General features: G+C 68.3%; 19 protein-coding genes. 13 read left to right on the top strand and 6 right to left on the bottom strand.

Translation table 11 applies throughout. The features are described 5' to 3' along the window. Positions 1-24: 24 nt before the first annotated feature. The 4 genes from ETO60_RS10725 to dgoD all read right to left on the bottom strand — a co-directional run bounded on the left by ETO60_RS10725 (position 25) and on the right by dgoD (position 6,242). Positions 25-2,442: a PAS domain-containing hybrid sensor histidine kinase/response regulator gene (locus ETO60_RS10725; RefSeq protein ID WP_130005560.1), complete on the bottom strand. Its 2,418-nt coding sequence runs from the start codon at positions 2,440-2,442 to the stop codon at positions 25-27. Further along, positions 2,435-3,913 carry an ATPase domain-containing protein gene (locus tag ETO60_RS10720; RefSeq protein WP_130005558.1) on the bottom strand — a complete coding sequence of 493 codons (1,479 nt, stop codon included), beginning with the start codon at positions 3,911-3,913 and terminating at the stop codon, positions 2,435-2,437. Before ETO60_RS10720 ends, ETO60_RS10725 begins: the two co-directional genes overlap by 8 nt. Before the next feature lie 68 nt (positions 3,914-3,981). Further along, positions 3,982-5,106, bottom strand: coding sequence for an aldose epimerase family protein (locus ETO60_RS10715; protein ID WP_130005556.1), 1,125 nt, complete (start codon positions 5,104-5,106; stop codon positions 3,982-3,984). Beyond that, positions 5,100-6,242 carry a galactonate dehydratase gene (gene dgoD / locus ETO60_RS10710; protein WP_130005554.1) on the bottom strand — a complete coding sequence of 381 codons (1,143 nt, stop codon included), beginning with the start codon at positions 6,240-6,242 and terminating at the stop codon, positions 5,100-5,102. The genes ETO60_RS10715 and dgoD overlap by 7 nt, the downstream gene beginning before the upstream one ends. A gap of 66 nt (positions 6,243-6,308) precedes the next feature. On the opposite strand from dgoD, the gene ETO60_RS10705 reads away from it, so the two are divergent. The 3 genes from ETO60_RS10705 to ETO60_RS10695 all read left to right on the top strand — a co-directional run bounded on the left by ETO60_RS10705 (position 6,309) and on the right by ETO60_RS10695 (position 10,699). Then, a complete protein-coding gene (locus ETO60_RS10705; RefSeq protein WP_130005552.1) occupies positions 6,309-7,184 on the top strand; it encodes an SMP-30/gluconolactonase/LRE family protein in 876 nt (291 codons plus the stop codon). Between the two features lie 39 nt (positions 7,185-7,223). Further along, positions 7,224-8,582 carry a family 1 glycosylhydrolase gene (locus tag ETO60_RS10700; protein ID WP_130005550.1) on the top strand — a complete coding sequence of 453 codons (1,359 nt, stop codon included), beginning with the start codon at positions 7,224-7,226 and terminating at the stop codon, positions 8,580-8,582. Positions 8,583-8,686: 104 nt separating this feature from the next. After that, positions 8,687-10,699 (top strand): S9 family peptidase, encoded by a 2,013-nt coding sequence (locus ETO60_RS10695; RefSeq protein ID WP_234026456.1) that lies wholly within the window; start codon positions 8,687-8,689, stop codon positions 10,697-10,699. Between the two features lie 51 nt (positions 10,700-10,750). Here the strand turns inward: ETO60_RS10695 and ETO60_RS10690 are convergent, their stop codons facing one another. Next, positions 10,751-10,933 (bottom strand): CsbD family protein, encoded by a 183-nt coding sequence (locus ETO60_RS10690; RefSeq protein WP_130005548.1) that lies wholly within the window; start codon positions 10,931-10,933, stop codon positions 10,751-10,753. A gap of 106 nt (positions 10,934-11,039) precedes the next feature. Here ETO60_RS10690 and ETO60_RS10685 point away from each other — a divergent pair, with 106 nt between their 5' ends. Beyond that, positions 11,040-11,795: a DUF2726 domain-containing protein gene (locus ETO60_RS10685; protein WP_234026455.1), complete on the top strand. Its 756-nt coding sequence runs from the start codon at positions 11,040-11,042 to the stop codon at positions 11,793-11,795. 59 nt (positions 11,796-11,854) lie between these two features. Here the strand turns inward: ETO60_RS10685 and thiC are convergent, their stop codons facing one another. Then, the gene (gene thiC, locus ETO60_RS10680; RefSeq protein WP_130005546.1) at positions 11,855-13,708 is read right to left on the bottom strand and encodes a phosphomethylpyrimidine synthase ThiC; all 1,854 of its coding nucleotides are present in this window, start codon (positions 13,706-13,708) and stop codon (positions 11,855-11,857) included. 344 nt (positions 13,709-14,052) lie between these two features. On the opposite strand from thiC, the gene ETO60_RS10675 reads away from it, so the two are divergent. The 9 genes from ETO60_RS10675 to ETO60_RS10635 all read left to right on the top strand — a co-directional run bounded on the left by ETO60_RS10675 (position 14,053) and on the right by ETO60_RS10635 (position 24,228). Next, positions 14,053-14,661, top strand: coding sequence for a lytic transglycosylase domain-containing protein (locus ETO60_RS10675; protein WP_234026454.1), 609 nt, complete (start codon positions 14,053-14,055; stop codon positions 14,659-14,661). Between the two features lie 4 nt (positions 14,662-14,665). Continuing rightward, entirely contained in the window at positions 14,666-14,965 is a 300-nt protein-coding gene (locus tag ETO60_RS10670) for a TrbC/VirB2 family protein (RefSeq protein ID WP_390612812.1), read from the top strand. Between the two features lies 1 nt (position 14,966). Further along, entirely contained in the window at positions 14,967-15,251 is a 285-nt protein-coding gene (locus tag ETO60_RS10665) for a type IV secretion system protein VirB3 (protein ID WP_130005542.1), read from the top strand. Positions 15,252-15,287: 36 nt separating this feature from the next. Further along, positions 15,288-17,723: a VirB4 family type IV secretion/conjugal transfer ATPase gene (locus ETO60_RS10660; RefSeq protein ID WP_130005540.1), complete on the top strand. Its 2,436-nt coding sequence runs from the start codon at positions 15,288-15,290 to the stop codon at positions 17,721-17,723. Continuing rightward, on the top strand, positions 17,720-18,901 hold the full coding sequence (locus ETO60_RS10655; RefSeq protein WP_130005538.1) for a type IV secretion system protein: 1,182 nt from the start codon (positions 17,720-17,722) through the stop codon (positions 18,899-18,901). Before ETO60_RS10660 ends, ETO60_RS10655 begins: the two co-directional genes overlap by 4 nt. Then, positions 18,898-19,773, top strand: coding sequence for a TrbG/VirB9 family P-type conjugative transfer protein (locus ETO60_RS10650; protein WP_130005536.1), 876 nt, complete (start codon positions 18,898-18,900; stop codon positions 19,771-19,773). The genes ETO60_RS10655 and ETO60_RS10650 overlap by 4 nt, the downstream gene beginning before the upstream one ends. Further along, on the top strand, positions 19,773-20,930 hold the full coding sequence (locus ETO60_RS10645; protein ID WP_390612810.1) for a TrbI/VirB10 family protein: 1,158 nt from the start codon (positions 19,773-19,775) through the stop codon (positions 20,928-20,930). Before ETO60_RS10650 ends, ETO60_RS10645 begins: the two co-directional genes overlap by 1 nt. 31 nt (positions 20,931-20,961) lie before the next feature. After that, on the top strand, positions 20,962-21,975 hold the full coding sequence (virB11, locus tag ETO60_RS10640; RefSeq protein ID WP_234026461.1) for a P-type DNA transfer ATPase VirB11: 1,014 nt from the start codon (positions 20,962-20,964) through the stop codon (positions 21,973-21,975). A 90-nt stretch (positions 21,976-22,065) separates the two neighbouring features. Then, a complete protein-coding gene (locus tag ETO60_RS10635) occupies positions 22,066-24,228 on the top strand; it encodes an RNA degradosome polyphosphate kinase (protein ID WP_130005532.1) in 2,163 nt (720 codons plus the stop codon). Positions 24,229-24,255: the final 27 nt, after the last annotated feature.

Raw genomic sequence — 24,255 nt, 5'->3', positions numbered from 1 at the left:
ACGGCGCAGCGGCGGCCGCCCATGCTACTGCGCCGGCTCGCACACGCTGTCGAGCGCCTTCGCGATGGCCCGCCGCAACGCCTCGTCGGTGAACGGCTTCTCGAGCCGCGCGGCGATGAGGCGAAGGGCGCCCTCCTCGATCTCGGCATAGCCGCTGGCGAGGATGACGGGCAGGTCCGGCTGCTCCTCGTGAAGCACCTCCGCCAGTTGCAGCCCGGTCATGTTCGGCATCGCCTGGTCAGTGATCACGAGGTCGAACGGGTCCGACGTGCGGGCGAGTTCCAGCGCCTCCTCGCCGCATCCGGCCTCCACCACCTCGTGCCCCAGATCCTCCAGCAGGGCGGCGGTCCCGAACAGCACGAGGGCATCGTCGTCGACCGTCAGGATGCGCAGGCGCCGCCTCACCGCGTCCTCGCGGCTGATCGGGCTTGCCGGCTGACCGGGCGCGGCCGCCGCCCGGATCGCCGGCAGAAGGATCGTCGCCGTTGTGCCCTCGCCGACGGTGCTCTCGAGCCGCAGCGCCCCGCCAAGCTGATGCACCAGCCCGTGCACCATCGACAGGCCGAGGCCGGTGCCCTTGCCCACGCCCTTGGTGGTGAAGAACGGCTCGAGCGCCTGGGCAAGCGTGGCGGCGTCCATGCCGCTGCCGGTGTCCTGCACCCGCAGGCTGAGATACCGGCCCGGGGCGAGATCCGGCGCGCTCTCAACGTCGACTTCCTCGAGATGGAAGTCGAGCCTGCCGGGTCCGTTCATCGCATCGCGGGCGTTCACCGCGAGGTTGAGCACCGCCATTTCGAGCTGGTTCGGGTCCACCATGGCGTCGGCCACATCGCGGGGCGCATGGATCGTCACCGCGATCTGCGGACCGAGCGAGCGTTCCAGAAGGTCGCGCATCCCTTCGAGCAGATCGACGATGGAGGTGGGCCGCACGTCCAGTTCCTGCTTGCGCGCGAAGGCCAGCATCCTCTGGGTGAGGCTTGCTCCCCGTTCCGTCGCCTTGACCGCGTTGCGCAAGAGGGCGCCAAGCTTCGCATCGTCGCCCGGCAGGCGCTTCTCCAGCAGGTCGAGGCTCGACCGGATGGCCATCAGCAGGTTGTTGAAGTCGTGCGCCACGCCGCCGGTGAGCTGGCCGATGGTTTCAAGCTTCTGGCTCTGGCGCAGAGCCGCCTCGGTCGCCGCCAGCGCTTCGGCCTGCAGCCGCTGCTGCGTCATGTCGCGTCCGGTCGCGAACACCGCGCCGTTGTTGAACTGCGCCGTCCAGGCGAAATAGCGGTAGCTGCCGTCCTTGTGCCGGAGCCGGAACTCGTACGGATCGACCAGCGGCTCGTCGAAGACGGAGCGGAACTTGACCAGCGTTTCCTCGAGATCGTCCGGGTGGGTGATCTCGGGAAAAGGCCGGCCGATCAGGTCCTCGGGCGACCAGCCGAGCAGCGTCGTCCATGCCGGGTTGATGGCGGAGAATCTGGTGTCGGGATCGACCACCACGAGCAGGTCGACCGCCATGGCCCAGGCCGCCTCGCGCTCGGCCAGCGCGGTTTCGAGCTGCTCGGTCCGCTGGCGCACGGCTTCCTCGAGAGCGGTGCGCGACCGGGCGAGCATCTCGCGGGCGAGCACCTGGTCATGGATGTCGGTGCAGGTGCCGTACCAGCGGGTGATCGCCCCGGCGCTGTTGCGCTCCGCCTTCGCCTTGCCCAGCACCCAGCGGTATTCGCCGCTGCGGTGGCGCAGGCGATACTCGATCTCGTAGGGTTCGCCCGTGGCCAGCGAATGGCGCCAGCGCGCCCAGGCCCGCTCCTGATCGTCAGGATGGAAGATGCCGTTCCACGCATCCCCGTCGGTCGAGCCGACCGGAACTCCGGTAAACTCGTACCACCGGTCGTTGTAGTAGTCGTGGTACCCGTCGGGAAGGGTCGACCAGACCATCTGGTCGATGAAGTTGGCGATCGCCTGGAACCGCCGGTCGCTGGCACGCAGCCGTTTCTGGCGGCGCTCAAGCTCCTCGAGATGGCCGCGCGTCTCGTACTGGCGCTCACGCGCGCGCAGGGCCGACTTCACCGCGTGGACAAGCTCGTCGGCGTGCAGCGGGCGGGGCAGCAGCACGACATTGCCGAGCGAGCGCAGGCGCTCGGTCTCGGCCAGGGTGCGGGACATGCGCCCGCCATTCGTGAGGACGACGATCGGCAGGTCGGACCATGGAGCCTGCTCGGCAAGCTGCTGCTCCAGCAGGCGGAAGCCATCGTAGTGGAGACCCTCCTCGGCGAGGACGGCGGCGCCCACGCCCGCCAGCATCTGCTGGCGCACCTCCTCCATCGACCTGGCGACGAGGGTTTCGATGCCATGGCGGTGCAGCACGTCCGCCGCGACCTGCGCGTCCCGGCCGCGCGGCGCGTAGACGATGGCGGCATGGTCGCGGGCCGCCGGGAGAGCAGCCGGATCACTCATCGCCGAACAAGCCACCTCCACCCGCCGGATAGCGGGGCTGTCCCGTCAGAACGGCTTCGAAGCGCGTCAGCGGCTCGCCGATGGTGATGCCGCCGGCGCCGATTGTGAATTCACGGATGGTGCGCTCGTGATTGGTGGTCCGGGTCTTGATCGCGGCCATCGATTTGCGCACCGCGCCTTCCGCCTCGAAGTAGCGCAGCATCATGACCGTGTCGGCAAGGTAGCTGATGTCCACGTCGCTGCGCAGGTCGCCAGTGATGCCATGCTGCCCGAGGATCATCAGCGACACCACCCCCTGCTGGCTGAGATAGCTGAGCAGTTCATGCATCTGCAGCAGGAGGAAATTGTCGCTGGGCATGGCGTGAAGGTAGGCGTTGAGGCTGTCGATCACGATCGTCCGCGCGCCGTTGCGCTCGACGGCGTCCTGCACCGCTCCGGCGAAGGCTCCCGGCGACAGCTCGGCCGGATCGACCTGGCGGATGATGAGGTGGCCGGATTCCTCGTGGGGTTCCAGCTCCATCCCGAGCGCTCTGGCCCGCAGCCGCAGCGTGGCGACACGTTCGTCGAAGAGGTAGTAGGCCGCCTTCTCCCCGCGCCGAAGCGCTTCGAGCACCGTCAGCATTGCCGTGGTCGTCTTGCCCACGCCCGCCGGCCCAACCAGCAGGGTGTTCGTGCCGGGCACAAGTCCTCCGCCGAGCAGCTTGTCGAGGGCAGGGAGCCCGCTGGACACGGCGGTCATGTCGTGGTCGCGCGCGTGTTCGGCGGCGATCAGCCGCGGATACACGGCAAGGCCGCCGGTCTCGATGGTAAAGTCGTGATAGCCGCCGCGATAGCGCATGCCACGCATCTTGATGATCCGCAGCCGGCGCCGTTCGGACCCGAAATCGTTGGCGGTCTGCTCAAGCGTGATGACCCCGTGCGCGACGCTGTGCAGCTGCAGGTCGTTGGGTTCCGCGGTGCGGTCGTCCAGCAGCACCACCGTGCAGTTGCGGCGCGAGAAGAAGTGCTTGAGCGCGAGGATCTGGCGCCGGTAGCGCAGCGCGTTTTGCGCCAGCAGCCGCAGTTCCGACAGGCTGTCGAGCACGACCCGCGCGGGGTTCACCTCCTCCACCCTGCGCATGATGCCGCGCACCGTTTCCCCAAGCTCGATCTCGGAAGGGTGCAGGAGGGTCTGTTCGAAGTCGCTGCCGAACTCGTCCTCGGCCACGAGTTCGAGCACCGAGATCGCGCCAAGATCCCACCCGTGCGAGGCGGCCACGCCGTGCAGCTCGTCCTTCGTTTCGGACAGGGTGATGTAGAGGCCCGTGTCCCCTTCCTCGGCGCCCTGCAGCAGGAACCGGAGCGCAAGGGTCGTCTTGCCCGTGCCGGGCGTGCCTTCGACGAGATACACCCGCTCGGGCGACAGACCGCCGCACAGGACCTGGTCCAGACCGGCAGTGCCGGTTTTCACGCGCGCGGGTTGGTCATTCATTGCGGGGTCTTTCCCATCTGTTTGCGCATCGCATAAGAGCAAGTTTCGACGGGCACAAACCGTTTCCCTCATTCCTGCCCGCCCGGACCAATGGGCGCGACGCCGAGCCGGTAGCGGATCGCGTGGCGGAACACGCCGCCGGGGGCGAGCCGGATCGAGCCGAACTCCGGGCAGGTGGCGGTGTCGGGCAGATGCTGCGGCTCGAGCGCGATCCCGTCGCCCATCCGGTAGAGCACGCCGTCCTTGCCGGCCACGGCGCCGTCGAGGAAATTGCCGGAATAGACCTGCAGGCCGGGGCGGTCCGACAGCACCTCGAGCGTGCGTCCCGAGGCCGGGTGCCGCAGATGCGCGACGCGCCGCGGCGTTCCGGCCGCCGCGTCGGGAAACACAAAGCAGTGATCGAACCCGCGCCGGGCGACGATCTGCGCCTCCCTCCCATCGCGCGCGCGCCGGGCGAGACGATGTGGCACGCGAAAGTCGAAAGGAGTGCCGGCGACGGGGCGGAACTCGCCCGTCGGAATGCCGTCGTCGGTCACAGTAAGGATGCAGTCGGCCGGGATGGTCATGGCGTGGCCAAGACCGCTCTCGCCGGAGGCGTGTCCGGCAAGGTTCCAGTAGGTGTGGCTGGTGAGATCGACGAGGGTGAGTGCATCGCTAGTCGCGGTGTAGGTGACGCTGAGGGTTCCGGGTTCCTCGAGAGCGAACCGCGCCTCGACGCTGAGGGTGCCGGGGAAGCCCTGATCTCCGGCCGGGCTGACATGGGCCAGATTGACCGAGGCATCATCACGCGTTCCCACCGCCGCGATCCGCCAGTTGGCGCGGTCGAACCCTGCCGGCCCGCCGTGCAGCGCATGGGGGCCGTCATTGGGGAGCACGCGGTGCTCACGGCCATCAAGGATGAACCGGCCGCAGCGGATGCGGTTCGCTACCCGTCCGATCGTGGCGCCGAAATAATGGCGGTCCTGCTCGTAGCCGGCGACCGTGTCGTGGCCGAGCACGACGTCGGCGATGTGTCCTGACCCGTCGGGACAGCACAGCGCCTGGATGCGCGCGCCCAAGGTGATGATCGTCACGGCGAGCGGCGCGCGGCGCAGCGCGATGGCGTGGACCTCTTCGCCGTGTGCCGTGACGCCGAAGGAGCGGACATCCACCCCCATGCCGGCTTGCTCATCGCCGCGAGACTGGCTCACCATTCGGCGAAGCTGCCATCGGCGTGGCGCCAGACGGGATTGCGCCAGCGGTGCGGATGCACCGCCGCAGCCCGCACCCCCGCTTCGTCAATTGCGATGCCGAGGCCTGGTCCTTCCGGGATCAGCAGGCTGCCGTCCCGCGGGGTCAGCGGCGCGGGATCGCTGAGGTAGGTGTACAGGTCATGGCCTTCGGTGTTGTAGTGGATGCCGAGGCTCATCTCCTGGATGGCCACGTTCGGGGTGCAGGCGGCAAGCTGCAGGCAGGCGGCGAGCGCCAGCGGACCGAGCGGACAGTGCGGGGCCACCGCGATGTCGTAGGCTTCGGCCATGGCGGCAATGCGCCGGCATTCGGAAAGACCTCCGGCATGGCTGAGATCCGGCTGGACGATGTCCACGGCGCCCTGCTCGAAAAACGGCTTGAAGTCCCAGCGCGAATACAGCCGCTCGCCCAGCGCGATGGGCGTCGCGACGAGGCTGGCAATCTGCGCCAGCCCTTCCGGATTTTCTGAGAGCAGCGGCTCTTCGATGAACAGCAGGCCGAGCGGCTCCAGCACCTTGGCCAGCTGCTTCGCCAGCGGCCGGTGCACGCGCCCGTGGAAGTCGAGCCCCACATCCATCCCCGAACGTTGCGCCGCTTCGACCCTGGCGACCACCGCGTCGAACAGGCGCGGCGATCCGAGCCAGTCGAGCTCGGCCGTGGCGTTCATCTTGACGGCGGTGAAACCCTGCTCCCGCCGCGCGCTCGCGGCCTCGGCGACATCGTCCGGGCGGTCGCCGCCGATCCAGGCGTAGGCGCGGATGCGCTCGCGCACCCGTCCGCCCAGCAACTCGTGCGCGGGCACGCCCTGGTGGCGCCCCTTCCAGTCCCACAGCGCCTGATCCAGTCCGGACAGCGCCGACATCAGCACGGCGCCGCCGCGGTAGAAGCCGCCGCGATAGGCGACTTGCCAGATGTCCTCGATCCGGCGCGGATCGGCACCGACGAAGCGGTCGCGCAGCGCCTCGAACGCCCCGGCAACCGCCTCCGCGTGGCCTTCCAGACTGGCCTCGCCCCAGCCGAACGACCCGTCCTGCGCTTCGACCCGGACGAACAGCCAGCGCGGGGGAACGGCGAAGGTTTCGATGCGGGCGATCTTCACGGGGGCTATCCTCCGCCGGCAGGGTGAGCAAGAATGTAGTCCTCTTCACTCGGGGGCAGCAAGCGCATGACCGGTACCGATCCCCAGATCACCTGCATCGCGCCGGTCGAGGCGGTGCTGGGCGAGGGGCCGGTGTGGCTCGCGCGGGAGCAGGCGCTCTTCTGGACCGACATCGCGGGACAGCGGCTTTATCGCTGGTCGCAAGAGGACGGCGTGCGCCGCATCGATGTCTCCTGCCCTGTCTGCTGGCTGGTGCCCCGCGCGGCGGGCGGTTTCGTGGCGGGAGGCTACGGCGACCTGCTGTTCGTCGACGACGCCTTCACCGTGACCGTCGCGGCGCAGATCGAGCCACACCGGCCCGGCAACCGCTTCAACGACGCCAAGGTCGACAAAAAGGGGCGGCTGTGGGCCGGCACGATGGACCGGGCAGAACGGATGGACAGCGGCACGTTGTACCGGATCGATCCCGATCTGTCGTGGTGCGCGGCCGACGATGGCTACCGCGTCCCGAACGGACCGGCGTTCAGCCTTGACGGACGGACCATGTTCCACGCCGATTCCGCGCGCAGGCGTATCTACGCCTACGACCTGACACCGGACGGAATGACCGGCAACAGGCGCGTCCATCTGCAGTTTGACGACGCCCATGGTTTTCCCGACGGCATGACGATCGATGCGGACGGCTGTCTGTGGGTGGCGTTCTGGGACGGCTGGTGCGTTCGCCGGTTCGCGCCCGACGGGCGCCTTCTCGCCGAGCTTGCGGTCCCGGTCCAGCGGCCGACGAGCGTGACCTTCGGCGGTGCGGCGCTGGACCGCCTGTTCATCACCAGCGCCCGCCGCGACCTGTCAGACGAGGTGCTTGCCGGGCAACCTTTGGCCGGTGGGACGTTTATGCTCGAACCGGGCGTGCGCGGGGTCGCCGAGCCGCTGTTCGCGGGGTGACGCCGCGCCCGGAGGAGGAGAGTCGCCATCGCCAACTTCATGTTTGCCACCGGCATCGAGAACTCCATTCCGACCATCAATGGCGGGCGCACTCGGGTCGACCAGATGGAGGCGTGCGGCCACTACCGCCACTGGCGCACGGACTTCGATTGCGTGGAGGAACTCGGGATCCGTTACCTGCGCTACGGACCGCCGCTGCACACCACCTATGCCGGTCCGGGCAAATACCACTGGGACTTCGCCGACGAAACGCTTGGCGAGCTGAAGAACCGGGACATCATTCCGATCCTCGACCTGTGCCACTTCGGCGTTCCTGACTGGATCGGCAATTTCCAGAATCCGGACTTTCCTGAACTGTTCGCCCGCTATGCGGCCGATTTTGCCGAACGGTATCCGTGGATCCAGCTGTACACACCGATCAACGAGATGTTCATCTGCGCCATGTTCTCCGGCCTGTACGGCTGGTGGAACGAGCAGCTGAGCAGCGACGAGGGGTTTGTCACCGCTCTCAAGCACCTCGTGAAGGCCAATGTCATGGCCATGACGGAAATCCTCAAGCGTCGCCCTGACGCCATCTTCATCCAGAGCGAGTCGTCCGAATACTTTCACGCGGACAGTCCCGCCGCCATTCACGCGGCGGAACTGCGCAATCGCTGGCGTTTCCTGTCTCTCGACCTCAATTACGGCAATCGTGTCAATTCGGACATGTACGAATACCTGCTGGCGAATGGCATGACGCGTGAGGAATACAACTGGTTTCTCACCCATCGGCTGAAGCAGCACTGCGTTCTGGGGAACGACTACTACTTCACCAACGAGCACCGCGTGTTCGCCGACGGTCACTCCGAGGCTTCGGGCGAGGTGTTCGGTTATGCGGAGATCACCCGGCAGTACTACGCCCGCTACGGCTTGCCGATCATGCACACTGAAACGAACATGAAGGAGGGGCCGAACGGCGACGAGGCGGTGCAATGGTTGTGGAAGCAGTGGGCCAACGTGCTGCGCGTCCGCAATGACGGGATCGCGACCGTGGGCTTCACTTGGTATTCGCTGACCGACCAGATGGACTGGGACACGGCGCTGCGCGAGGTGAACAACCGGGTGCATCCCGTCGGCTTGTTCGACCTCGACCGCAACTGCCGGGCCGTCGGCAAGGCGTACAAGAAGCTGATCGCCGACTGGCGCGAGGTTCTCCCCGCGTTCAGCCACTGCCTGGTGGTGCCGGTCAAGTCGCTCAAGAGCCCCGGTGAACTGCGCCCGCCGAGCAGTGCGGGCACGCGCCCGCCGCGCGGCGTGCCGCGGCTGGCACCGCAACCGCTTGACGAGGACACTCATCCCCCGCGGCCTGCTCCGGCGACGCAGGTGGCGGAAGGCGACGCTACAGGGGACGACTTCTAGCTGCGCGCAGTGCTCCTGCTGTCGCCGCTGCCCAGCCGCGCCGTGGCGCGCGGATTGCGTCCTGCGGCAAGTCACACTAGCGTCCGCGCCAAACGGAGGATGCCATGCGAACATCGATGCTTGCCCTTTCCTTGGCCCTGATGCTGTCCGCGAACGCAGCGGCGCAACCCGTGGCGCAGCCCGGCTCGAATACGCCGGCCGCCGTGGCGGGTGGCGAGCAGGCGGGGGTGCGGGAGGTGCCGCGTCCGGCGGCTCTCGTCGCCGACGGCATTCCGCCGGTTCCGGCGGAGCTGGCGCAGCGCACCCGCCCCTACATGGAGTTCCGCACCGCCGCCTTCTCGAGCTGGCATCCCACCGACCGTTCGATGCTGATCGGCACGCGCTTCGGCAACACCAGCCAGATCCACCGCGTCGCCGTGCCGATGGGAGCGCGCACGCAGCTCACCTTCGAGGAGGAGCCGGTGAGCGGAAGCTGGTCGCCGGCCGGCGACGTGATGGTCGCGTCGCGCGACACCGGCGGTGACGAATTCTACCAGCTCTTCCGGGTCCGCGACGGACGGCTCGAGCTGCTCACCGACGGGCGCAGCCGCAACAGCTTCAACACCTGGAGCCATGACGGCCAGCTGATCGCCTACAGCTCCACGCGCCGCAACGGGACGGACAACGACCTGTATGTCATGGATCCCCGCGACCCGTCCTCCAACCGCATGGTGGCGCAGGTCAGCGGCGGCGGCTGGGCGCTGGCCGACTTTACGCCCGACAAGCGGCAGGCCGTCGTCGCTCAGTACATTTCGGTCACGAAGAGCAATCTTCACCTGCTCGACCTGACCACCGGCCGAATGACCGCAATCGGCGATCACAGCCGCGACATCTCGTACAGCGGCGCGCAGTTCGCGCCGGACGGGACGCTGTGGGTCACGTCCGACGAAGGATCGGAGTTCAAGCGCCTCGGCCGGCTGGACATCGCTTCGGGGCGGTTCACCCCTGTCGACCTCGGCGTCAACTGGGACGTGGACGGCTTCGACATCGCCCCCGACGGCAGCTTCATCGCGCTGGTGACGAACGAAGCGGGCATTGCCCGCCTGCGGGTGCTCGATCCGCGCACCGGCCGGGCGCGGATTGTGGAGGGGTTGCCCTCGGGCCTGATCGGCGGGCTGGAGATCGCGCCATGGGGCGAGATCGGCATCACCTTCACCTCCGCGCGCAGCGCCGCTGATGCCTACTCGGTGAACCCGCAGACGCTGGCGGTGACCCGGTGGACGCAGAGCGAGACCGGCGGTCTTGACGCAGGCCGCAACGCAGAGCCCGAACTGGTGGAGATCCGCAGCTTCGACGGCGAGCCTGTGTCGGGCTTTCTCTACCGCCCTGACCCTGCGCGCTTTCCCGGCGCGCGGCCGTTGATCATCAGCATTCATGGCGGACCCGAGGCGCAGTCGCGGCCCGGCTTCCTCGGCCGCAACAACTATCTGCTGAACGAGCAGGGCATCGCCATCTTCTACCCGAACGTGCGCGGGTCGACCGGCTATGGCAAGCGGTTCGTCAGTCTCGACAACGGTCCCGAGCTGCGGGAGAACAGCGTCCGCGACATCGGCGCCTTTCTCGACCACCTTCAGGCGGATCCGGGCATCGACCGCACCCGCATCGGCGTGACCGGCGGATCGTATGGCGGGTACATGTGCTACGCGTCCGCGATCTTCTACGGCGACAGGCTGCGCGCGGCGAACTGCATCGTCGCCATTTCCAATTTCGTCACTTTCCTCGAGAACACCCAGTCCTACCGCCGGGACTTGCGCCGGGTGGAATATGGCGACGAGCGGACGCAGCGTGAGGCGCTCCTGAGGATCAGCCCGCTGACACGGGTCAACGAGCTGCGGATCCCGCTGATGGTGGTGACCGGTGCCAACGATCCGCGTGTTCCGGCGTCAGAAGCCGACCAGATCGTCGAGGCGGTGCGCGCCCAGGGGCGCGAGGCGTGGCATCTGGTAGGGCAGAACGAGGGGCACGGCTTTGCCCGGAAGGAGAACGCGGACTACCAGTTCTGGACCAGCCTAATGTTCTGGCAGCGGCACCTGCTGGGTGACGCTCAGGGTGCCGCTGCGCCGGCTTCGGCGCGTTGAATGGTGCCGGGGGTCCGCCGGTGCGCGCACGCACCGGCGGATCCGCACCGGTCAGATGTCGTCGCCGAGGGCGCCTTTCACCGAACCCTTGATGTTCTGGCCGGTGCCCTTGGCCTGCTGCGCCTTGCCTTCCGCTTCCAGCCGCTCGTTGTCGGTCGCGTCGCCGATGGCTTCCTTGGTGTTGCCCGCCAGCTTGTTGCCGGCTGCCTTCATCTTGTCGGTGAACTCACCCATCGCTTCTCTCCTCATGCATGTTGCGGTACGCGCCGGCCGTGGCCGGGCGCATGAACTCTGAACGCGCAGCGGCTCCGATCCGTTCCGGTTGCTCGAACGAAGGTGCTTGAAGGCGATCCATTGGTTAGCCTCCACCTTTACTTCATCTCCATACGTAGAGATCGACGGCAACAACTTCTTAACTGCACTGAACCAAGATCAGGAGATGGACACGGCGCGACTCGTTCTTGATGACACGTCTCTTGTGCTGATCGTCCTATGCATTCTCTTTGTTGCCGGTCGCGTCATCGCCTATTCTCCAAGGATGCGGAGGCACGAAGGCAATCGGCCGTGGCGGAGCCGGCCGAGAGGCGTCGGACGAAGACGGCCACCGCCGTCGGCCGGCCCGGCAGCTTCTGCAAGGGACAGCGACGCCGCGGATCTCGCGGCCGAGCAGTTGAAGGCCGTTTCCCGAGCCTCGTACAAGGCGCGGCCCCTGCTGAACAGGCCGGAGGCGGCAGTGTTCAAGGCCCTTGATGCGGCTGTCGTAGGCCGCAATCCGTCATGGCAGGTCATGGCGCAGGTGAGTCTGGGAGAATTCCTCACCGCCTCCGACAAGAGCGCATTCCTCGCCATTAATTCCAAGCGGGTCGACTTCGCCCTGATGAACGAGCAGTGTCAGGTCGTTCATGCGCTCGAGTATCAGGGGACCGGCCACTACCGCGGCCAATCTGCTGCGGCACGCGACGCGGTGAAGAAGGAGGCATTGCGGAAAGCCGGCATCGGCTATCACGAGATTGTCGCCGGCCACACGACGCCATCGGAACTGCGCGCGCTTGTCGGCAAGCTGGTCCCGGCCGCTCGCGACGAGCAGGCCGCCTGAGGCAACATCCCCACCGCGTCCGGGGTCACACGCCAGCACCGTTCCTCCAGCAAGAGCGGCTAGCTTGCATCGCCGGTCCCGGGGTCGACATAGAGCCGTGATCCGCTGTCCCGGAAGCGCTGCCCCATCTTCGCCATGCCCGTCTCGGCCTCCTCCGCGGCGAGAAAGGCGCTGCTCGGCTGGTTCTGCCGGGACGCGAAGTCGCGCACCTCCTGCGTGATCTTCATGGAGCAGAACTTCGGCCCGCACATCGAACAGAAGTGCGCCGTCTTCGCCCCTTCGGCCGGCAGCGTCTGGTCATGGTACTGCTCGGCCGTGTCGGGATCGAGGCTGAGGTTGAACTGGTCGCGCCAGCGGAACTCGAAACGCGCCTTCGACAACGCATCGTCGCGGACCTTGGCGGCCGGGTGCCCCCTGGCGAGATCGGCGGCATGGGCGGCGAGCTTGTAGGTGACGACACCCACCTTCACGTCGTCGCGGTCGGGCAGGCCGAGATGCTCCTTCGGCGTGACGTAGCACAGCATGGCAGTGCCGAACCAGCCGATCATCGCCGCGCCGATGCCGCTGGTGATGTGGTCGTATCCCGGCGCGATGTCGGTGACGAGCGGACCGAGGGTGTAGAACGGCGCCTCCCCGCAGGCGGCGAGCTGCTTGTCCATGTTCTCCTTGATCTTGTGCATGGGGACGTGCCCCGGCCCCTCGATCATCACCTGCACGTCCTGATCCCAGGCGCGCCGAGTCAATTCGCCCAGCGTGTGCAATTCGGCGAACTGTGCCTCGTCATTGGCGTCGGCAATGCTGCCGGGGCGCAGGCCATCGCCCAGCGAATAGGCGATGTCGTAGGCCTTCATGATCTCGGTAATCTCGTCGAAGCGTTCGTAAAGAAACGACTCCTTGTGATGGGCGAGGCACCACTTGGCCATGATGGAGCCGCCGCGGCTGACGATGCCGGTCACGCGCTTGGCCGTCATGGGGATGTAGGGCAGGCGCACGCCCGCGTGGATGGTGAAGTAGTCGACGCCCTGCTCGGCCTGCTCGATCAGCGTGTCGCGGAAGATTTCCCAGGTCAGCTCCTCGGCAATCCCGCCGACCTTCTCCAGCGCCTGATAGATCGGCACCGTGCCGATCGGGACGGGGCTGTTGCGCAGGATCCATTCGCGGGTGTCATGAATGTTGCGCCCCGTGGACAGGTCCATCACCGTGTCCGCGCCCCAGCGGATCGCCCACACCATCTTGTCGACTTCGTTCGCGACGTCGCTGGCCACGGCGGAGTTGCCGATGTTGGCGTTGATCTTGACGAGGAAGTTGCGCCCGATAGCCATGGGTTCGGATTCGGGGTGGTTGATGTTGGACGGGATGATGGCACGTCCCCGCGCCACCTCGTCGCGCACGAATTCGGGCGTGACGTAATCGGGGATCGCCGCGCCGAAGCTTTCGCCGTCACGGGTGACTTCCCTGAGCATCTCGCGGCCCAGATTTTCGCGCGTCGCGACATATTCCATTTCGGGCGTGACGATGCCCCGGCGAGCGTAGTGCATCTGGCTGACATTCATGCCCGGCCTGGCGTGCAGCACCCGCCGGGCGACGTTGGGGAAGGGGGGCACGCCGCCGGAACGGTCGGGACCAAGCCGGCCGTTGTCCTCGGGGCGCACTTCGCGCTGGTCCTTTTCCTCCACGTCGCCGCGGGCAAGGATCCAATCGCGCCGCAGCTTGGGCAGCCCGGCCTGGATGTCGATGGACGCACCGGCATCGGTGTAGGGGCCGGACGTGTCGTACACCCGCACCGGCGGCTCGCCGCCCTCCAGGACGATCTCCCGCATGGCAACATGAAGCGGTCCGACATGGACCTTGCGGCTGCCGCGGATCGGTCCTGTGGTGACGCCGATTTCGAGCGGGGAGTTGATGTCGGCCATGCTGCTCCGATCCTTGCTTGGCAGGGGCGGAGCAGGATTGCCGGCCAGCGTCCGGCAGCCACTCCCTCCGCCCGTGCTAACGGGTTCAGGTTCGACGGGTCGGAGGTTGCAAGTCCTCCCTCTCAGCCATGCGGCTCCCCGGGGTGTGGCGCATCCTAGCGGCAGCGCAAGGCTGCGTCCACAAGGCCGTGGTGGCCAAAGCGTTCTGTCGGCGCCACAGTTCCGCGCGCACTCCCGTCGGCTCGGCAGGACGTGCATGGGATGAGCCGACCGGTCAGAGATTCTTAACTATATGGTCAGCCTAATGTCATAGAAGCGTATCAATGCGACCGCATGGAGGGGTCATGATTCTCGCAATGCCGTGGCGTGCCGCCGCAGCTCTTGCGGCGCTGGTGCTGGGCTCCACCGCGGCACGGGCGGACGTGCTGCAGATCGACGCCGCCGGCGCACGCTGGGTTGCGGGCGGCGTGAAGCCTTTACCGGCCGCGCCGGACGAGGCAGCGCCGGCGCCGGGCGGTGTCGACCCGCGGGCCGAACACGACGCGGCGCGCGCGGAACGGCTGGTGCCGGCGGTCTACGCCGCGAAGGTGCGCGAACTGGCGCGCCGCTTCGATCTCAGCCCGGCGCTGATCGAGGCGCTGGTGTGGCAGGAGAGCCGGTGGCGCCCGCAGGCGGTGTCGCCGAAGGGCGCGCGGGGTCTGGGGCAGCTCATGCCCGGCACGGCGCGGGAGCTCGGGGTGGATGCGGACGATCCGTTCGCCAATCTCGAAGGGGCGGCACGGTATCTGCGGGCGCAGATCGACCGCTTCGACGGCGATTTGGAACGGGCGCTGGCGGCGTACAACGCCGGTCCCGGCCGCGTCATGCGCGCCGGCGGCGTCCCGGCGATTGCCGAGACACGAAACTATGTTGCGGCCGTGATGGGCCGCTTGTCCAATCATGCACGGGAGTAACGGGTTGCAGCGTCTTCTTTCCTCCGGTCTCGCCGTGTCGCTGGCGGTGATGGCGGTTCCGGCGTCGGCACAGGCCGATCCCCAAGGATCGGGGCCGATCGTCAATGCGCTGAGCTGGCTTCAGGGCACGTTGCTCGGCAATGTCGCGACGGCGGTGGCGGTGATGGCCGTCGCGGCGGTCGGTTTCATGATGCTGACCGGGCGCATGAACTGGCGCTTCGGAGCCACGGTCATCATCGGCGTCTTCATCCTGTTCGGTGCCGGCACCATCGTGGCCGGCATCCAGAGCGCGTCGGGAGGGTGAGGTGACGGCGCTTGTCCGCCATCCCGTGCACCGCGCGTTGACGCGGCCGCAGATGTTCGCCGGTGTCACGTACAATTTCTTCATCATCAACGCCCTGGTGACGACCGAGCTGTTCCTGATCACCGGCAGCTTCTACGCGCTGCTCGGGGCGCTGGTGATCCATGTCATCGGCTACTTCGCGTGCCTGCGGGAGCCGCGCGTGTTCGATCTCTGGCTGACCAAGGTGTCGAAATGCCCGCGCGTCCGGAACTGGAAGCACTGGGGTTGCAACAGCTATGCGGCGTGAACCTTGCACCTGCGCGCGTCACGGGGAACCTGGCCAATGAAGAAGTTTCTCGGGGCCGCAGCGTGGAGCGCCAAGGAAGCCCGCGCGGGCGATCGCCTGCCCTATGCGCGGCTGGTGGACCAGCACACCGTGCTCCTGCGCGACGGGTCGCTGATGATGTCGGTGCAGGTTCCCGGCCTGCTGTTCGAGACCGAGGACAGCGAGGCGCTGAACGCCCACGCCGCGAGCCGCGAGGTGATGCTGCGCTCGACGCTGGACGCGCGCTTCGTGCTCTACCACCATGTGATCCGGCGCAAGGTGGAGGTGGAGCTGGACGCGGCGTTCCCCGACCCGGTGAGCCGCCACATCGATCAGCGCTGGCGCGAGCGGCTGGGCGCGGGCGCACTGTTCATCAACGACCAGTTCGTCACCCTCGTCCGCCGGCCGGCGCGCGGCAAGGCGGGTTTGGCCGAGCGCGCCGGCAAGGCGCTGAAACGCCGCCGCGCCGATGCGGCGGCCGAAGCCGACCCCCGCGACCTGCGCGCGCTCAAGGCCGCGGCCACGGGGATCGTCGCGTCCCTGTCTGCTTATGGCGCGCAGCTCCTCGGTGACTACGAGGGCAGCGGCGATCGTCCGTATTCTGAGATGCTGGAGCTGCTGTCGGCGCTTTACAACGGCGAGATGCGGCCCGTGCGCCGGCCCGCGGACGACACGGACATCGGCGCCATGCTGCCTTACAAGCGCGCCAGCTTCGGACTGGACGCGATGGAGCTGCGCGGCTCGGGCGGGCCGGGCTTTGCCGCCATTCTCGGGCTGAAGGACTATCCGGATGCCACGTCGCCGGGCCTCCTCGATGCGCTGCTGCGGCTGCCTTACGAGATGGTGGTCACCGAAAGCTATGCGCCGACCGAGCGGCAGACGGCGCGCGAGCGCATGGATCTTGCGCTGCGGCGGCTGCGCTCGGCGGACGAAGAAGCCCGCGCCGAACGCAGCGACATGCTTGCCGCGCGCGACGCGCTGGGCAGCGGCGGCGTCGGGTTCGGTGATCACCACCTGTCGGTGCTCGTGCGCGAGAGCATGCTCGAGCGGCTCGACGAGGCCGTGGCCGCCTGCGCCGCGGCGCTCGCCGACACCGGGGCGATCGCAGTGCGCGAGGACACCAATCTCGAACCGGCGTTCTGGGGACAATTTCCCGGCAATGAAAGCTATCTCGTGCGCCGCGCCCTGATTTCCTCGGCCAACATGGCGAGTTTCGGTTCGCTGCACGGCTTTGCCCTCGGGCAGGCGAGCGGCAACCACTGGGGCGAGGCCGTGACCCTGCTCGAGACCACCAGCGCGACGCCGTTCTTTTTCAACTTCCACCACGGCGACCTCGGCAACTTCTCGGTCATCGGGCCGTCCGGCTCGGGCAAGACGGTGGTGATGAACTTCCTCGCCGCCCAGGCCCAGAAGTTCCGTCCCCGCACCATCCTGTTCGACAAGGATCGCGGTGCGGAGCTGTTCATCCGCGGCATCGGCGGCCATTACGATGCGATCCGCGCCGGCGAGCCGTCGGGCTTCAATCCGCTGGCATTGCCGGACAGCGCGGCGAACCGTGCCTTCCTGCGCCAGTGGCTTGGCGTGCTGCTCCAGGCGAGCGGACCGGAAGAGGATGCTCTTATCGCCGGCGCCGTCGATGCCGCCTATGCGAATGACGGCGCGCTGCGGCGCCTGCGTCATTTCCGCGAGCTGCTCGCCGGCGCGCGGCGGCCGCAGCCGGGCGACCTGGCCGACCGGCTGTCCGCCTGGATCGGCGAGGGCGAGCATGGCTGGCTGTTCGACAACGCCCGCGACGAGCTGGACCTGTCGAACCGCGTGCTCGGTTTCGACATGACGGCGCTGCTGGAAAACCCGAAGCTGCGCACGCCGACCATGATGTACCTGTTCCACCGCATTGACGAGCGGCTGGACGGACAGCCGACGATGATCCTCATCGACGAAGGGTGGAAGGCGCTCGACGACGAGGTGTTCGCCGCCCGCATCCGCGACTGGCTCAAGACGCTGCGCAAGCGCAACGCCCTGGTCGGGTTCGCCACCCAGTCGGCGCGCGATGCGCTGGACAGCCGCATCTCCACGGCGCTGGTGGAGCAGACCGCGACCATGATCTTCCTGCCCAACAGCCGGGCGCGTCCCGAGGACTACTGCGACGGCTTCGGCCTGACGCAGCACGAGCTGGCGCTGATCCGCACCCTGCCGGCGCACAGCCGCTGCTTCCTCGTCCGCCAGCCCGATGCCAGCGTCGTAGTGCGCCTCGACCTTTCGGGTGCGCCGGAGGTTCTAACCCTGCTGTCGGGCCGCGAGAGCGCCGTGCGGCGTCTCGACCTGCTTCGCGAGGCGGTCGGCGACAGCCCGGCCGACTGGTTTCCGGCGCTGACCGGCCACGCCTGGCCCGGCGGGTTCGAGGACACGCTGGCCGATCTGAGCCTCTACCGCAACCGGATGGCGGCGGAATGAGCGCCGGGTGCCAGCAGGCGCTCGACAATGTCGGGCTGGGCGTGTCGGCGAGCCTGCAGGCCGTCGACTGTGTCGCCAACCAGTTCGCCGCGCAGGCCTTCGGGCGACTGTTCGCCAGCGGCGGGGGGCTGGGCACGGCGCTCACCATCCTGCTGACCCTGTTCATCGCCTTCTTCGCCATCCAGCTGCTGCTCGGCCGGTCGAGCCTGTCGGTGCGCTCGCTGACGCCGCGCATGATGACGCTGGGGCTGGTGGTGACGTTCGCGACCAGCTGGGTGGCCTTCCATTCGGTCGTCTGGAACCTTGCGGTCCAGGCGCCGGACTACCTTGCCAGCATGGTCACCGGCGACAGGGGGTCCGCGACCCAGACCTTTGGCGACAAGATCGACATCGTCTTCGCCGCGGTGCAGACCGCGAGCGGAGGGCAGACGGACATCTCCGCCTTCTCGCCTGCCGGGCTGCTGTGGCTTGGCGCCATGCTGCTGCTGCTCGGAACGGTGGGAGTGCTCGTCACGGCGCGGATCGCGTTGGCGGTGCTGGTCGCGCTGGGTCCGGTGTTCGTCGTGATGGCCTTGTTCGAAGGCACGCGCGGTCTGTTCGCGGGCTGGCTGAAAGGCGTGGTGATGCTCGCGCTCACCCCCCTGTTCGCCGTTCTTGGCGGCGGGGTCATGCTCGAGCTGGCGGTGCCGGTGCTGAGCGCGCTGGCGCAGCCGCCGGGGCAGATCAATCCGCAGGCGGCGGCGGCGTTCTTCCTCATCGGCGCGGTGCACGTGGCGCTGATGGTGCTGGTGCTCAGGACCGCCGCGACCATGGTGTCCGGCTGGACGGTGTTCGGGCTGGCGCGACAGTCCGTCCCGTCGGCGGCAGCGCCGGGGTCACTGGTGGCACCTGCGCCGGCGCCGGCTGCGTTGCCCCCGGCGGCGCAGCTCGCCGCCACCACCTCGGCCACCATCGCCGCCTCGCGGCGCCTTGATGTCAGCGCGATCCCGGTGGCGGCCGCGGCCAACGACACGAGCGGCGCTGCAAGCGGCGGCTTCGCCACGCGCCGCGACGTGCGGATCCATACCGCCACTCCCGCCGGCGGCGCTGCCACTCCGGCGATTGCGCCGCTGCGTGCGCAGGGCATCGGCAGCCGCTTCAAGCCGGCCAACATCCGCAACCTGGAGAAGATACGATGATCACCCGCCGCAGGATTCCCGGCGGCCGGCGCCTCACCGCGGCCGGCTGCGCCGCGCTGCTCGCGGGCGCAGCTGTGCTGACGGCCGCCCCCGCGCATGCCCAGGACAGCCGTCTCGTGACGGTGCGCTACAACCCGGACGAGGTGGTCCAGATCCGTGGCCGCGTCAAAGTGCAGGCGACCATCCGCTTCGCCGAGGACGAGCGGATCGAAAACGTCGCCATCGGCGACAGCAACGCCTGGCAGGTGACACCCAACAAGCGTGCCAATCTCCTGTTCATCAAGCCGCTGGAAACCAATGCGGCGACCAACATGACGGTGGTCACCAACCTGCGCACCTATTTCTTCGATCTGGTGGCCGGCAACACGGGGCGGCCCGTCTACGTCCTGAACTTCGACTATCCCGAGCCGCCGGCCGGAACGCGCGCATCGGCGAGGCTGCTGGCCGAGGCTGCGCCTGCGCAGAACACGGCGGCGGAAGCCGCGGCGCCCCCTGAGACGGTCGACCCGGCGGCGCTCAACTTCGCGTGGGCAACGAAGGGCGATCGCCGGCTGCTGCCGGAACGGGTGTTCGACGACGGGCAGTCGACCTTCCTGACCTGGCCGTCCGGGCGCGATGTGCCCGCCATCCTGATGCTGGCGGAGGACGGCAAGACGGAAGGGCCGGTGAACTTCAGCGTGCGCGGAGACACGGTTGTCGTCGAGGGCGTCCCGGCTGCGCTGGTGTTCCGGTCCGGTCGGGCTCACGCTACGCTGAGCTATGGCGGCAAGCCCCTGCCCGTGCGCGAGGCCGAGGCGCGCGCGCGGCGCACCGAAGCGGCGGCGATGGCGGCTGCCGCGCGGATCGAGCCGGAATGGAGGGAAATGTTCTGATGCGCATGGCCACCAAGCTGAAGAGCCGGGGCATCGCTCTCGCGCCTGAAACCGAGGGCGACCCGCGCGAAAGCGAAAGCGCCGAGATCATCGATTTCGCCAGTCGCACTGCGTATGCCTATCCGGCGGTCACGCAGCGGCGCGGGCGGTCCGACGGGCTCGGGATGGTGGCAGGCATCGCCCTCGTCGCCGGGCTGGGCCTCGTCACCCTGTGGAGCATGAGCTCGGCACGCCTCGAGCAGCCGCAGGGGGTCGGCGGACAAGCTCCGGCCGGCGACCCGGCGCAGGCGGTCATCGCCCAGCCGGCTGCTCCCGCCGACGTGACCGTGGTGCCGCCGCAGCCCGGCACCGCCGGCTATGCCCCAGCGCCGGTGATGGCCGATCCGGCACCCGCGCCGGTCTACGCCAGCCCGCCGGCCCCGGGCGCCATGCCGCAGGCGAACAGCCTCGCCAGCCCGACCATGGTGTTCGACGGCAGTGCGGCGCCAATGTCGGGCGAGGCGGGCACGGCCGGCCTGTCGCCCGAGGCGGCGGCCACCGCTCCCGGCAATGCCGCCGGCGATTTCGCCAGCCGCGTCGGCGGCGTGGGCGGTGGCCCGGCCCGCGCCACCCCGATGACCGACCCGTCGACGACCATCACGCAGGGCACTCTCATCCCCGCGGTGCTGGAGACCGCCATCGACACCAACGTGCCCGGCTATGTGCGGGCGGTGGTCAGCCAGGACGTGCGCAGCTTCGACGGCTCCAACGTGCTCGTGCCCCGGTCGTCGCGCCTGATCGGGCAGTATCAGTCCGGCCTGCAGAACGGCCAGCGCCGCGCCTATGTGATCTGGACCCGGCTGATCCGCCCGGACGGAGCGTCGGTCAACCTTGCCTCGCCGGCAGTGGGATTTGACGGCAGCACTGGCCTTCGCGGCGAGGTGCGGTCGAACTTCTTCCAGCGCTTCGGCTCGGCGATGCTGCTGTCGGTGGTCGGCGGCCTCAGCACCATCGCGGGCGGCGGGGCGTCCGTCGTCATGGGCGGCGGGCAGAGCGCGGCGGCGGCGGCGGCGCAGGCGGACGGCCAGATCGGTCCCACCGTTCGGGTGCGTCAGGGCGAGCCGATCCGCATCTTCACCGCGCGCGATCTCAACTTCACCGATGTGACGCGGAACTGAGCGACCGCACGTCGTGGCAAGCATCTCGCCGATCGGACCGCGCGACCCGGAAGACCGGAGCGGCTCCGCCCTTTCCGTGGCGGAGCGCTCCGTCTACCTCGACGCCTATCTCGCACCGTTCCGCGAGTGGCTCGAGCGGGACACCGTGACGGAAATCATCGTCAACCGCCCCGGAGAGGTGTGGGTGGAGGACGCCGCTTCGGGCGGCATGCGGCGGCACCGGCGCGAGGCGGTGACGGATCAGCTGGTCCAGCGGCTTGCCGAGCAGGTGGCGCGGGTCAGCCATCAGGGGATCAACCGCGAGCACCCGCTGCTGGGCGCGACCTTGCCGGACGGCGCGCGGGTGCAGTTCTGCGGACCGCCGGCGTCGCGGCGGCACTGGGTGATGGCGATCCGCCGGCACCGGCGGCTGGACCTGACGCTGGATGCCTACGATGCCGGTCCGCTCTCGCCGCGACCGCGTCCGCAGCTGCCGGACCCGAACGCGCAGCCGATCGCCTATCTGCGCGAAGCCATCCGGCAGCGGCGCACCATCCTGATCTCCGGCGGAACCTCGACCGGAAAGACCACCTTCCTCAACGCCATGCTGGGTGAGATCCCGGCGCACGAACGGGTGATCCTCGTCGAGGACACGCCCGAGCTGCGGCTGCCGGGCGAGAACGGCGCCGGGCTGGTGGCGGTGAAGGGCGAGCTGGGCGAGGCCAAGGTCACGGCCAACGAGCTGCTGCAGGCGGCCCTTCGTCTCAGACCGGACCGGATCGTGCTCGGCGAACTGCGCGGCGCCGAAAGCGTCAGCTTTCTCAGGGCGATCAACACCGGCCATCCGGGAAGCTTCTCCACCATCCACGCCAACTCGCTCACCGGGGCGCTGGAGCAGCTGGCGCTCATGGTCATGCAGACCGGCATCGGCCTGTCGCGGGCCGACACCATCACCTATGCCACCAGCGTGATCGACGTGCTGGTGCAGCTGGGCCGGGATGAGCAGGGACGCCGCACCATCACCCAGATCGCCGAGAGCCGCGCCCTGGTGCGCAAGCCCGGCTGACCGCGGCAACGGCGCTGCGCGGTGCGCCACCGCATGTGCGGCTTCGTCACTCCCTTGCGCAGCGGCTTGCCGAGACCGATAAACGGCACCATGGCCAGCGATCCGCGCCCCTCCGCGCCACCCGCGCCGCGTCCGGGCGAGGCGGGCGCCTATTTCAACCGCGAGCTGAGCTGGCTTGCCTTCAACGAGCGGGTTCTGGACGAGGCTCGAAACGAGAACCACCCCTTGCTGGAGCGGCTGCGCTTCCTGTCCATCTCGGGCAGCAACCTCGACGAGTTCATGATGATCCGCGTTGCCGGGCTCGTGGGGCAGATGAACCGCGGCATCGAGCGCCCCTCGATTGACGGTCTGACGCCGCAGCAGCAGCTGGTGGCGATCGCCGAGCGCATGGGCGCGCTCACTCACCGGCAGCAGGACACCTGGCGCGCGCTGCAGGCGCTGCTGGCGCGGGCGGACATCCACATCGCCGACGAGAAGCGGATCAGCGCCGAGGCGTTCGAGTCGCTGCGCGCCTATTTCGCCGCCGAGATCATGCCGCTGATGACGCCCCAGGCGATCGACCCCGCGCATCCGTTCCCCTTCGTCGCCAACAAGGGCACAGGTCTGCTGTTCTCCGTCATCCGCGACGAGGACGGCGAGGAGCTGACGGAGATGGTGCTGCTGCCGAACGCGCTGCCGCGCTTCGTGCGCGTGCCGGGCGCCGAGGCGATCTGGATCAGCATGCCGCGTCTGGTGGAGCGGTTCGCCAGCGTGCTGTTCCCCGGCTATTCCATCACCGGCAGCGGCATCTTCCGCGTGCTGCGCGACAGCGACATCGAGATCGAGGAGGAAGCGGAGGATCTCGTCCGCACCTTCCGCAGCGCGATCCAGCGCCGCCGACGCGGGCACGTGATCCAGCTCGAGCTGGAGGAGGATTTCGACCCGGCGGCCGAGCAGCTGCTGCTCGACGAGCTCGGCGTCGACGCGGCAGCGGTCATTCGCACCAACGGCATGATCGGCATCGAGGGGCTGGCCGACATCGTGGCGGAGGACCGGCCGGACCTGAAGTTCGACAGCTACACGCCGCGCTACCCGGAACGGGTGCTTGAGTATGACGGCAATGTCCTCGAAGCCATCCGGCAGAAGGACATCATAATCCATCACCCTTACGAAAGCTTCGAGGTGGTGGTCGACTTCATCCGCCAGGCCGCCGAGGATCCGAACGTGGTGGCCATCAAGCAGACGCTGTACCGCGCCGGCAACCAGTCGGCGGTCATCGCCGCGCTGATCGCCGCCGCCGAGGCGGGCAAGTCGGTGACGGCCGTGGTGGAGCTGAAGGCGCGGTTCGACGAGGAACAGAACCTCAAATGGGCCAGCGAGCTGGAGCGGGCGGGCGTGCAGGTGGTGTACGGCTTTCTCAGATGGAAGACGCACGCCAAGGTCGCCCTCGTGGTCCGGCGCGAGGACGACGGGTTCCGCACCTACTGCCATTTCGGCACGGGCAACTATCACCCGGTCACCGCGCGGATCTACACCGACCTGAGCTACTTCACCAACGACCCGCGGCTTGCCCGTGACGCGGCCAAGATGTTCAACTTCGTCACAGGCTACATCGAGCCACGGGACACCGAATGCCTGTCGATTGCGCCGCTCAACCTGCGCGAGCGGCTTGAGGAGGCGGTGGAACAGGAAATCGACAACGCGCGCGCCGGCCGGCCATCGGGCATCTGGATCAAGTGCAACCAACTGACCGATCAGGGTATGGTCGATCTGCTCTACCGGGCGAGCGAGGACGGGGTTCCGGTGGACATCGTCTGCCGGGGCATGTGCACCCTCCGGCCGCAGGTGCCCGGTCTGTCGGACAACATCCGGGTGAAGTCGATCATTGGCCGCTTTCTCGAGCACAGCCGCATCTATGCCTTCGCAAACGGGGCGCGGCTGCCCAGTCCGCAGGCCAGCGTGTTCATCAGCTCGGCCGACCTGATGGAGCGCAACCTCAACCGGCGGGTGGAGACGCTGATCCCGATGAACAACCGCACGGTGCACGATCAGGTCCTGCAGCAGGTGCTGCTCGCCAACATGCTGGACACGGAGCAGAGCTGGTACTGCCAGCCGGACGGCACCTATGTTCGCGCGACTGCCCGCCCCGGGAGCGAGGATCGCGTGTTCAACTGCCACCGCTACTTCATGACCAATCCGTCCCTGTCGGGGCGCGGCGGCGCGCTGGAGGAGGGCGGTGTGCCCAAGCTGAGTCTGCGGCGGGGCGCGCTGTGAGCCGCCTGCACCCGGACGCCGCACGCC

Origin of the sequence: Qipengyuania thermophila, assembly GCF_004153605.1 — a bacterium.
GTDB classification, from domain to species: Bacteria; Pseudomonadota; Alphaproteobacteria; order Sphingomonadales; family Sphingomonadaceae; genus Qipengyuania_B; species Qipengyuania_B thermophila.
Note: the sequence above shows the minus strand (reverse complement) of the source record. Positions and strands in the feature narration are given on the sequence as shown.

Excerpts from the sequence above, each read along its gene's own strand:
- ETO60_RS10725 (WP_130005560.1), bottom strand. The coding sequence starts at position 2,442 with ATGAGTGATCCGGCTGCTCTCCCGGCGGCCCGCGACCATGCCGCCATC.
- ETO60_RS10720 (WP_130005558.1), bottom strand. The coding sequence starts at position 3,913 with ATGAATGACCAACCCGCGCGCGTGAAAACCGGCACTGCCGGTCTGGAC.
- ETO60_RS10715 (WP_130005556.1), bottom strand. The coding sequence starts at position 5,106 with ATGGTGAGCCAGTCTCGCGGCGATGAGCAAGCCGGCATGGGGGTGGAT.
- ETO60_RS10705 (WP_130005552.1), top strand. The coding sequence starts at position 6,309 with ATGACCGGTACCGATCCCCAGATCACCTGCATCGCGCCGGTCGAGGCG.
- ETO60_RS10700 (WP_130005550.1), top strand. The coding sequence starts at position 7,224 with ATGTTTGCCACCGGCATCGAGAACTCCATTCCGACCATCAATGGCGGG.
- ETO60_RS10695 (WP_234026456.1), top strand. The coding sequence starts at position 8,687 with ATGCGAACATCGATGCTTGCCCTTTCCTTGGCCCTGATGCTGTCCGCG.
- ETO60_RS10690 (WP_130005548.1), bottom strand. The coding sequence starts at position 10,933 with ATGGGTGAGTTCACCGACAAGATGAAGGCAGCCGGCAACAAGCTGGCG.
- thiC (WP_130005546.1), bottom strand. The coding sequence starts at position 13,708 with ATGGCCGACATCAACTCCCCGCTCGAAATCGGCGTCACCACAGGACCG.
- ETO60_RS10675 (WP_234026454.1), top strand. The coding sequence starts at position 14,053 with ATGATTCTCGCAATGCCGTGGCGTGCCGCCGCAGCTCTTGCGGCGCTG.
- ETO60_RS10660 (WP_130005540.1), top strand. The coding sequence starts at position 15,288 with ATGAAGAAGTTTCTCGGGGCCGCAGCGTGGAGCGCCAAGGAAGCCCGC.
- ETO60_RS10655 (WP_130005538.1), top strand. The coding sequence starts at position 17,720 with ATGAGCGCCGGGTGCCAGCAGGCGCTCGACAATGTCGGGCTGGGCGTG.
- ETO60_RS10650 (WP_130005536.1), top strand. The coding sequence starts at position 18,898 with ATGATCACCCGCCGCAGGATTCCCGGCGGCCGGCGCCTCACCGCGGCC.
- ETO60_RS10645 (WP_390612810.1), top strand. The coding sequence starts at position 19,773 with ATGCGCATGGCCACCAAGCTGAAGAGCCGGGGCATCGCTCTCGCGCCT.
- ETO60_RS10635 (WP_130005532.1), top strand. The coding sequence starts at position 22,066 with ATGGCCAGCGATCCGCGCCCCTCCGCGCCACCCGCGCCGCGTCCGGGC.